Origin of the sequence: Actinoplanes sp. NPDC026623 (genome assembly GCF_040638275.1) — a bacterium.
In the GTDB taxonomy this organism is placed as follows: Bacteria; Actinomycetota; Actinomycetes; order Mycobacteriales; family Micromonosporaceae; genus Actinoplanes.
The window spans coordinates 20043-30278 of sequence record NZ_JBEZXZ010000103.1 but is presented as its reverse complement, the minus strand read 5'-3'; the positions used below and the strand labels follow the sequence as shown (position 1 = coordinate 30278).

At 68.4% G+C, this 10236-nt stretch carries 7 protein-coding genes; 1 reads left to right on the top strand and 6 read right to left on the bottom strand.

All coding sequences use genetic code 11. The annotated features are described in order from the left end of the window. From AB0F10_RS26820 to AB0F10_RS26795, 6 genes are all read right to left on the bottom strand, one after another. The coding region (locus tag AB0F10_RS26820; RefSeq protein WP_360630618.1) for a non-reducing end alpha-L-arabinofuranosidase family hydrolase at positions 1-662 on the bottom strand (662 nt) is incomplete at its 3' end. A gap of 95 nt (positions 663-757) precedes the next feature. Then, positions 758-2815 carry a family 43 glycosylhydrolase gene (locus tag AB0F10_RS26815; protein ID WP_360630612.1) on the bottom strand — a complete coding sequence of 686 codons (2058 nt, stop codon included), beginning with the start codon at positions 2813-2815 and terminating at the stop codon, positions 758-760. 85 nt (positions 2816-2900) lie between these two features. After that, the gene (locus AB0F10_RS26810; RefSeq protein WP_360630609.1) at positions 2901-4268 is read right to left on the bottom strand and encodes a glycoside hydrolase family 43 protein; all 1368 of its coding nucleotides are present in this window, start codon (positions 4266-4268) and stop codon (positions 2901-2903) included. Next, positions 4268-5902 carry a ricin-type beta-trefoil lectin domain protein gene (locus AB0F10_RS26805; RefSeq protein ID WP_360630607.1) on the bottom strand — a complete coding sequence of 545 codons (1635 nt, stop codon included), beginning with the start codon at positions 5900-5902 and terminating at the stop codon, positions 4268-4270. Before AB0F10_RS26805 ends, AB0F10_RS26810 begins: the two co-directional genes overlap by 1 nt. Beyond that, entirely contained in the window at positions 5899-6990 is a 1092-nt protein-coding gene (locus AB0F10_RS26800) for a ricin-type beta-trefoil lectin domain protein (RefSeq protein ID WP_360630604.1), read from the bottom strand. Before AB0F10_RS26800 ends, AB0F10_RS26805 begins: the two co-directional genes overlap by 4 nt. 227 nt (positions 6991-7217) lie before the next feature. Further along, on the bottom strand, positions 7218-7793 hold the full coding sequence (locus tag AB0F10_RS26795; RefSeq protein ID WP_360630601.1) for a hypothetical protein: 576 nt from the start codon (positions 7791-7793) through the stop codon (positions 7218-7220). 907 nt (positions 7794-8700) lie between these two features. On the opposite strand from AB0F10_RS26795, the gene AB0F10_RS26790 reads away from it, so the two are divergent. After that, positions 8701-10230, top strand: coding sequence for an effector-associated domain 2-containing protein (locus tag AB0F10_RS26790; RefSeq protein WP_360630599.1), 1530 nt, complete (start codon positions 8701-8703; stop codon positions 10228-10230). The last annotated feature ends 6 nt before the right edge of the window (positions 10231-10236 follow it).

Sequence of the window (10236 nt, the reverse complement as noted above, 5' to 3'; positions counted from 1 at the left end):
GTGGCGTAGACCAGGTGCCGGCCGTTGTAGGGCACGGTGGTGAAGTCTTTGAGTGACGCCCAGCCCGACCTCGGGGTGGCGAGTGCACCCGTGGACGTCCACCGGTACGACGACGGAAGAGTGCAACCACTCGGCGGCGGCGTCGTGGGCGTGGTGGGAGTGCCGCCCGAGCCGACCGGCACGAGTTGCCACTGCTGGTTGGCGCCGTTCCAGTCGGCGTACTGCACGATGTTGCCGCCATCGGCGGTGGAGGCGCCCTGCACCTCGACGGCCTTGCCGCTGTTGCGGTTGATCAGCTGGATGTAGCCGTCGATGTCCTGCACGCTGAACTGCTGATTCGCGGCGTTGTTGTCGGTCCACTGCACGATCGCGCCGCCGTCGGCGGTCGAGGCCCCGGAGACGTCGAGCACCTTGCCCGAGTGCTTCGACTTCAGTCGGTAGTAGCCGCCGCCGGAGTCGACGAACTGCCACTGCTGCTGCGCCTGGTCGTTACGGGTCCACTGGGTGATCCGCGCGCCGTCGTTGGTGGCCAGGTTGTAGACGTCGAGGGCCTTGCCGCTGTTGCGGTTGACCAGCACGTACGAGGCGCTGGTGTCGATCGTCGCGGCGGACGCCGACGAGGCGGTCACCGCGATGCCGCCGGCACCGACCAACAAGGTCATCGCGGCGAGGGCACCGCGCCACCATCTGCGGCGCGACGCGACCGGTACGGGCGTGACGTGCATTGTCATCGGGGACTCCTGTGGGTGGGCGTACATCAGGGGGTGGTCAGGTCGAATCGGGCGACCGTGACCGCGCCGCCCAGAGCCTGGGTGGCGTAGTTGAAGATGCCGAAGCGGTAGCCCATGAAGAACTGCCAGGCGTTGTTGAGGGTGAACGCCGGGCCCAGGGCGGTGAAGGTGCTGCCGTTCGTGCTGTAGGAGAAGGTGGCGGTGCGCCCCGAGCCGGGCCGGATGTCGGCGCTGACCCGCAGCCAGAGCCTGCCGCCGCTCACGGTCGCGCCGGCCGCCTCGGTGCCGGTGCCGGTGGTGGCCCAACTGGAGTTCATGGTCAGGCCGTTGGTCATCGACACCCGGGTGGCGCCGTTGTCCTTGCGGACGCCGATCCAGGCCGAGGAGTCGCGGAGCATCGCCAGGCCGGCCCGGTCGCCGTTGGCCATCTGCGAGTAGTCGAGCTCGATGGTGGCGGTGGACGTGGGGCCCTGGATCCGGTGGGTGAGCGTGTTCCGCGCGTTGTACAGGTCGTTCGTCACCGTCGCGGTGGACAGCCGCAGCCCGTTGCCGACGCTGAACCTGCCGGTGTCGGGGTTGTGGTTCCACTCCCAGCGGGGTCCCAGCGTGCTTCCGGTGAACGTGTCCGCGCCGATCATCGGCTGGACGGTCCTCGACGTGGTGATGTTCGGCTTCGGGTAGCTCGCGCCCCAGCGCCCGTTGACCGTGGTGAGCACCGGCCAGTCGTTGCTCCAGGTGATCGGGGCCAGGGTCGGCACCCGGCCGCCGGGGTAGGCGTCGGTGAACGCCATGTACCACCAGTCACCGTTCTGGGTCTGCACGAGCCCGCCCTGGTGCGGCACCCCTCCCCCGGAGATCGGCCCGGGAAGATCGAGCAGGACCTGGCGCTGCTCGTACGGACCCCACGGGCTGGTCGAGCGCAGCACATACTGGCCGTTGGCCGGGCGGGTCACCCAGATGTAGTAGTAGTTGCCGCGCTTGTACATCCGGCTGCCCTCGAGGGTGCCGATGTTCGACGGCGTGGTGTACACGGCCTGCGACCGCACCTGCGACGTCAGGTCCGGCGACAGCTGGGCGACGCTGATCGTGCCGTTGCCGTACGCGACGTACGGGGTGTCGTTGTCGAACAGCAGCCCGGCGTCGTAATAGCAGTTGTTGATCCGGGCCTTCTTCGACCAGGTGCCGTCGACCGCCGACGCCGTGTACACGTAGGTGCGGTTGAACTCCGTGCAGCCCAGCCAGTAATAGGTGCTGTTGCTCGGCCGGTAGTTGAACGCCGACGCCCAGATGCCCTTGACGTACGCGCGGCCGCCGGACAGGTCGTACGCGGAGGAGTCGAAGTCCAGCCGCGGCACGGAGTGCCCCGCGTACTCCCAGTTCACCAGGTCGTAGGAGCGCAGGATCGGCGCGCCCGGCGAGTAGTGCATGGTCGACGCCGAGTAGTAGTAGGCGTCGCCGACCCGGATGATGTCGCCGTCGGCGAAGTCCTGCCACACCACCGGGTTGGTGAAGGTGCCGGTGCCGGGGGTGTCGCCGCCGCCGAGCTTCACGAGCTGCCACTGCTGGTTGGTGCCGTTCCAGTCGGCGTACTGCACGATGTTGGCGCCGTCCGTGGTGGCGGCGCCCTGCACCTCGACGGCCTTGCCGCTGTTGCGGTTGATCAGCTGGATGTAGCCGTCGATGTCCTGCACGCTGAACTGCTGATTCGCGGCGTTGTTGTCGGTCCACTGCACGATCGCGCCGCCGTCGGCGGTCGAGGCCCCGGAGACGTCGAGCACCTTGCCCGAGTGCTTCGACTTCAGCCGGTAGTAGCCGCCGCCCGAGTCGACGAACTGCCACTGCTGCTGCGCCTGGTCGTTACGGGTCCACTGGGTGATCCGCGCACCGTCGTTGGTGGCGACGTTGTAGACGTCCAGGGCCTTGCCGCTGTTGCGGTTGATCAGCACGTACGAGGCGTTCGTGTCGATCGTGGCCGCGGCGGACGGCGAGGCGGCGCTGAGGACGAGGGCCGCGCTCAGGACAGCGGTCAGGACGGCGGCGAGCGGGCGCCACGGTCGGCGGAATATTGCGGGGCTGGCCCTCATCGTCTACTCCTCGAATGGGGTGCGCGTGCGGATCCTGGCGCCGGAGGTGTCTCACCGGCACCGAAACGAGAACGTCATGGCTGTTTCAGTTGCCGGCGAACTGCCACCAGTTGAGGTTGAACAAGTAGCCGCTGCCGCCGGTGAATCGCAGGTAGAGGTCGCGCGTGCCGGTGGCGCCACTGACCGGGCAGCTGATGGTGGTCCAGGTCTGCCAGCCGCCCGTCCCCGGGACTGTGCACGTCCCGGCGAGCGCCCCGTTGGTGCCGTCCAGCCGCAACTCGATGCGGCCGCCGGCGGTCGCGGACGCGGCCCGCACGGAGAACGAGGTCGCGCCGGCGCCGAACGCGACGCCTTTCACCTTGATGTAATCCCCGTTTTCGACGTAGCCGACGTTCATGCCGCCCTCGCTCGCCCGTTCGGTCTCGACGCCGGAGCTCCAGGCGATGGTCTCGGCCTCCTGCCGGACGTACGGGTTGAGGGTCCCGTTCTGCGGCGCGCCGTTCGTGGTCATGGTGATCGTCGGAATGGTGCCGTCGGCGTTGTAACTGAATCTCTCGACGGCGACCGAGCGGGTGTATCCGCCGCCGCCGGGCAGCGCGCCGTTGTGGTAGAAGAAGTACGAACTGCCGTTGAAGTCGATCACCCCGGGGTGGTTGGTGAAGCTGCCGCCCTGGGTGGGCATGACGGTGCCCCGGTAGGTCCACGGCCCGGTCGGCCCGGGTGCGGTGGAGTAACCGATGAACTCCGAGCAGCATTTGGCGGCGAACACGTTGTAGTAGAGCCCGTTGCGCTTGTAGACCCAGGGCCCTTCCTCGTACAGGGTCGGCCGGCTGGCGTTTCCGGTGCGGGTGCCGAACCCCGCGGTGGTGAGCGGAATCTGCGTCACCCCGCCGCTGTAGCTGATCATGTCCGCGTTGAGCCGCACGTACCAGAGGTTGGGGTTTCCCCAGTAGAGGTAGGCCTGGCCGTTGTCGTCGATGAACACCGTCGGATCGATCTCGCCGTTCTCGGCCAGCGGATGCCCGATCGCGTCGGTGAACGGGCCGGTCGGGCTGGTCGCCACGCCGACACCGATGGCCATCCGCCCGGTCGCGCGGTTGGTGACCGGTACGTACCAGTAGAACTTGCCGTTGCGCGCGACGACCTGGCCGGCCCAGGCGTTCGCGCTGGCCCAGCTGAAGGTGGCCAGGCTCATGGGCGAACCGTGGTCGGTCCAGTTGACCATGTCGGCGGACGAGTAGACCCGCCATTCCTTCATCGTGAAGTAGGTCGAGTTGTCCTCGTCGTGGCCGGTGTAGAGATAGACGCGGCCGTTGTACACCAGTGGTGCGGGATCGGCGGTGTAGACGGTCTGGACGATCGGGTTGTCGGCGTGCGCGGCGGCCGGGAACGCGGCGGTCAGCAGCAGCATGACCGCGGTGCAGAGCAGGGCGGCGAACGATCTCTTGGGCATCAGACCCGGCTCCATCGCTGGTTGGCCGCGGTGCCGCAGGTCCACAGCAGGACGGGCGTGCCGTTGGCGGTGAGGTTGTGGTCGACGTCGAGGCAGAGCCCGGAGGCCGTGCCGCGAATGGTTCCGTCGGAGTTGATCGTCCATTGCTGGTTGGTGGCGCCGTTGCAGTCCCACAGCTGGGCCTTGGCCCCGGCGGTGGCGCCGACCGGTGCGTCGAGGCATTTGCCGAGCGCCTGAATGGTCTGGCCGGAGGTGGTCCAGCGCTGGTTGGCGCCGCCGTTGCAGTCCCAGATGACCGGCTGGGTGCCGTTGGCGGTGGCCGAGTTCGGCACGTCGAGGCAACGCCCCGAGGAGGCGCTGACGAGCGTGGTCGTGGTGGTGGTCGGCGGCGGCGTGCTGGTCCCGCCGCTGACCCGGTACACCACCGTCCCGTGGGCGGGCACGCCGGCGCTGATGGCGCCGGTGCTGGCCGTCGTCGCGCCGCTCCAGGCATCGCTCAGCGTGAACGAGGTGCCGGACTTGCCGACCGCCGCGGCGGTCGTCGACACGGTCGTGGTGGAGCCGCCCTGGTTGAACAGGGCGACCGCGACATCGCCGTTGGCGAGCCGCTTGGCCAGCACCCGGCGCGTGCCGTCGTTCGAGACCTGCGTCGCCTGCAGGCCGAGCGTGTCCTGGTTGATCGCGATGAGCGCGGGGTTCTTCAGGATGGTCTGGGTCGCCGTGCTCATCGAGCGCAGGTCGTTGCCGGCGATCAGCGGCGAGGCCATCATCGCCCAGAGCGCGAAGTGGCTGCGCTGCTCGGTGTCGTTCAGGCCGCTCCGGCCGACCTCCATCATGTCCGGGTCGTTGAACTGTCCCGGCCGGGCGTACCCGGCCAGCGGCACGGTGACGTCGACGATGTTCTTGATACCCATCGGGTAGCCGTTGGTCTGCCCGGTGTCCCAGGCGGCGCTGATGTCCTCCGTGGTGCGCCACATGTTCGCGACGTCGCCCCAGTTGCGCTGCGGGCCGGTCTTGGCGTGGACGCTGTTCGAGTTGATGCTGTAGACGATCGGCCGGCCGGTCGCGGCGAGCGCGTCGCGCATCTTGGCGAACGTGGTGACCTGATCGTTGATCGAGCCGGTCGGCGAGCACCAGTCGTACTTGAGATAGTCGACGCCCCAGGCGGCGAACTGCCGGGCGTCCTGCGCCTCGTGGCCCTGGCTGCCGGTGGCGCCCGGATAGCTGTTGAAATACTGGGCGCAGGTCTTGTCCAGCGGGACCTCGTAGATGCCGAACTTCAGGCCCTTGCCGTGCAGGTAGTCGCCCAGCGCCTTCATGCCGCTGGGGAAGCGGGTCGGATCGCCCTGCAGGTTGCCGGAGCCGTCGCGGTTCGGGTTGAACCAGCAGTCGTCGACGACGACGTACTGATAGCCGAGATCGCGCATGCCGCTGCTGACCATCGAGTCGGCCATCTGGCGGATCAGGGACTCACTGATGTTGCAGCCGAAGGTGTTCCAGCTGTTCCATCCCATCGGCGGGGTGCGGGCGACGCCGTTGTCCAGTGCCCGGGCGGCGGAGCCGGGCAGGACGGCCGCGGCGCCGGCGAGCAGCAGCAGGCCCGCGGTGAGCATGGTCTTTAGCTTTTTCATCATCGCCTCGTCCAGAGCTGGTTGGGGGCATTGGTGCAGGTCCACAGGGCGACCGCGGTGCCGTTGGCGGTGGCATTCCCGGTGACGTCCAGGCACAGGCCGGACTGCGCGTTGCGGATCGTGCCGCCGGACGTGAACGCCCAGCGCTGGTTGGCGGCGCCGCTGCAGGCCCAGAGCTGCGCCTTGGCACCGGCCGTGGCACCGGTGGGCGAGTCGAGGCACTTGCCCAGCGACTGCAGGGTCTGACCGTCGTAGGCCCAGCGCTGGTTGGCGGCGCCGCTGCAGTCCCAGATGATCGGCTGAACGCCGTTGGCGGTGCTGCTGTTCGGCACGTCCAGGCAGCGCCCGGAGCCGGTGCCGACCAGCGACCCGCCGGTGCCGGTGGCCGGGTCGCCGATGGAGCCCGGCACGGAGCGCAGCGCCGCGTACCAGGTGGCGGCCATCTTGTCGTAGCCGGTGCTGGTCGGGTGCACTCCGTCGATCAGGTCGGCGGTGGTGAGCGCGGCGTGCATGTCGACGAGGTGGACCCGCGCGCCCTTGCCCTGCACGATGCCGGGAAGTGCGGCGTTGAAGGTGCGCGCCGCGGCCTCCTGGCCCGAGTTGGCGATGGGGATGAGGGTGGCCACGAAGACGTCCGCGGAGGGCGCGGCGGCGGTGATGTGGTCGATCAGGGTGGAGAGCCGGCCCGGCGCCCCGGCCACGTTGTAGTTCTGCAGCACATCGTTGGTGCCGATGTGCAGCAGCACGGTGCGCGGGGTGGTGGTCCGCAGCCAGCCGTTGATGTTGGCGTCGATCTGATCGATGCGCCAGCCGGGGTGGCCCTCGTGGTCGTGATCGCCGAGAGCGGTCGGCCCGTTGAACTGGGATCCGACGAGGTCCACCCGGTATCCGGCGGCCGCCATCCGTTGCCACAGGCCGATCCGGTATCCCCCGGGCACCTGGGTGCCCTCGGTGATGGAGTCGCCCAGTGGCATGACACGGGTCCCGCCGTTGGATTCCGCGGCGGCCGCACCGGGTTGGGCGGCGACGCCGACCGCGGCCAGGGCGGCGATAAGGACGGCCGCGAGTAACCACCGTCTTCTTCTGGGCATGGCTATGCCTCCTGGGCGATCGACCGGAAACGGGGATGCCTGTTATCGCTCACACCGGTTCAGCCGCTGGTCGAGCCGAGTTCCAGCGGGATATCCGCTCCGGATGAGAGCGCTAACATCTTGTCTCGGAAGGTTGCCAGGATGTTTCAAGACATTCAAGAGGTCTTTTGCCGTTATCTTGACCGAGCACCCTCGTCAACCCCCGACATCGGGTCGATCTGCGCTGCTCAAGACCCGTACGGTGGCACCTCACGCACCATGCGAAGAATTCGTGGCGTCACCACACCGACTCGCCGGCGCTCGCGCACATAACACTTCTGGCCCTGGAATTTCGGCGTCGAGCACTCGTCACGTCGGATCGGCACGCGAAAACCGTTATGCGGCGCGAACGCAATGGTCGCGTCTTGCATTTCGCTAATGGCTCCGGCAACACTTTTCGCCATTCCCGGAGGGTTGCCCGGCAGGCGGCAGCCTGACGCCCGCCTTCGGCACGCGAGCTTCTCGGCGCCGCCCAGGTGAGCGCCGCCGGACGCCACACCACCCGGCTCGCGGCGCTCACCGCTCTCGGCCCGGACGAGACGATCACCTACGACACGATCGACCGAGCCGCTGACGCCGACGTCGTGATCGACTACGTGTGGGGGCGACCAGTCCGCCCGGGTCATGCTCCCCCTGCTCACCGCCCGCGCCGACCGCACCGCCCCCTTGACCTGGATCCAGATCGGGTCCATGGCCGGCGAACTCGCGGCCATCCCGTCGGTCGCCCTGCGCGCGGCCCGGCTGCAGATCATCGGCAGCGGCATCGACTCCATCACCCCGCGCGAGCCGCCACGCCTTCACCGCCAGAGAGCCATCCCGATGTACAGAAGGCGTCCACTGACCGGGCCACCAGGCCCTCGGCCGCTCCGTGGTGGATATGTGAAGGTCCCAAATGGATGGCCGAATGCCTGCTCGAACGCGGCCCGGTGGTCGTCAGGCAGCACCGCCCCGTCCATCCGGAGCTTGCCCATCACGGCATGCACCGCACGGCATATCAGCGATCGCCCGGTTGCCGCCGAGCATTGGCGGCGGCCCGCCGGCCGCTGCACGCCGGTCGGCCGGATCGGCTGGGACGTCAGCGTTGACCCGACGAACAACCGGTCTCTCCGCACGCCGCTGGAGAGACCGCCACGACGGGGCGAACTACGGGAAGGAACCACCCGGCGGTGCGGCCCGTCGATTCATCCCGATATGGCGGAAGGTTCGGGCGGGTCGCCTTCCGGTTCAGTACATTGGGGATCGTTCTACTGTCGCGTTCATGACAGATTCATCGGCGGTTACTCATGCGTAGCTTCAATAGCATGGGTCCATGTCGCCCGAGGTTACTGTCGTTCTCGGCTCCGACTACGAATTCAGCCATCCAGCCGGCGTGGACGCGACGCCTATGACCGCGGCGGCCGATGAGCCCCGGCCTCCCGGCATCAGCGGCCGCCCTCGGCCGGGTCGCGGGTTGCTCGCCGATGCGGCTCCTCAGCAGCTCACTCGCCCGGCCCGCCCCCTGGTCACAGACCCCTCCGGCGCCGCCCGGGGGGCCGTCGTGCCTGAGCGGGACGGTCAGCGGCCCACAACGGCGCCGTGCGGGAGCGATGCGGCTGACGCCGCCCGGGGCCGCCCGTTCCGGTCGGAGTCCCCGGCATGACCGCAGCCCAGCCCGCCGGACGAGGCTGATCCATGCCGAATGCTCGTGACACCCGCCGGGTCTCCCCCGCCCTGGCGCAGGAGCGTCGCCGGATCATGCGGGAAACAACGGACCTGCTCGTAGGGTCCGACACCATCCGCGACCCCAACATTCGTGAGCTGCTGCTGACCGAGCTCGAGGCGGCCCTGGGTGTTCGGCTCGAGCTTTCCGAGATCAGCAAGCCCCGGCCGAAACTCTTCCAGATCGTACGGGCCTGCGTCGAACACACCGGCGGACTTCGCTGCCTGGCGGAGTGCCTGGACCTGCTGGAACCGGACGTCGACCGGGCGCAGTCGCTGCAGCGGCTGGCCGACGAATGGCAGGTGTTCGATCAGTTCGCCGAGCACAACCTGATCTGGCTCCGAACGGATCTCATGTCCGTCCGGGTCACGGGCGACCTGGCCAGGTTCGTCGCGGATCGTCGCGTCGAGCCGGTGCCGGACTATTGCGACTCGGCCTGGGAGGTCTTCGCGCACCTGGCCTCGCTGTCCGATGCCGCGACCCGCCCGGCCTGGCTGCAATTCCTCGAACGGCTGGCGGTGGTGCCACGGGTGCCGGCCCGTTCGCAGCAGCGGCTGCAGGAGCTCATCCGGGAGCTGGACGACGCCTGGATCGTCCCGGAGCTGATACCCGGTCCGGCCGCCTCCGCCACGACCGGCGACAGCACCGCCTTTCTGATCTTTCAGTTCGAGAAGTACGGCGCGGACGACGATACGTACATCGTTTCGCACTGGTACCAATGGGCGGCCAGCGGTTGGCAGCCCACCAAGGGCGCCGACCAGTACGTGCGCCGCGACGACCTGGAATCGGCCGTCGATCAGATCGTGACGGACATCGAACGCCGCTGGCGCGACCGGGCCGGCCCGGTGTCGATCGAGTTCGTGTTGCCGAGTCAACTGATCAATGAGCCGGTCGACCGATGGCGGCTCGAGCTCGACACCCAGCTGCCACGGCAGCTGTCGATCCACTATCCAGTGGTGATCCGCAGCCTGGAGCGCCTGCGCGCCGACCGGTGGCACCGGGCGTGGCGGGTGCGGTGGCGAGCCGCCCACGACCGGGTCGCAGCTGCCGGGCCGGTCCATTGTGCGGCGCCCGACGATGCCGACGTTCAGCTTGAGGCGGCGCTCGAGGAGAAGGCCGCCGCCGTCGTGCTCGTCCTCAGTGAACCACCCCTCCCGGACACCCTGGGCGAAATGCAGCTTCTTGTCGGGCTTCGCGCCGGTCTGCCTGGTATTGTCTGGGAACGGAGTTTTGAAGCAAGGCGAGGGGATCTGTGCGAGGTCGTTACATCGATGGTCGACGTTGAGTTGAACGCGCCGGCCGGTCCTACCCACATCTCCTCCCAGGATGTAGCGCAACTGCCATTGCGTGTCGCAGAGTTAAGGCGAGCGGCGTGGCATGAGGACCCCAAGATCCTCGACGGGCACGCCGGTCACAGATTGGTGATCTTGTGGGACGATCCTGACCGGCAACCTGGGCATGCCGCCTCGCTCGGCAGTCACGAGGGAAGGGTCCGCGGATGAGCGGGA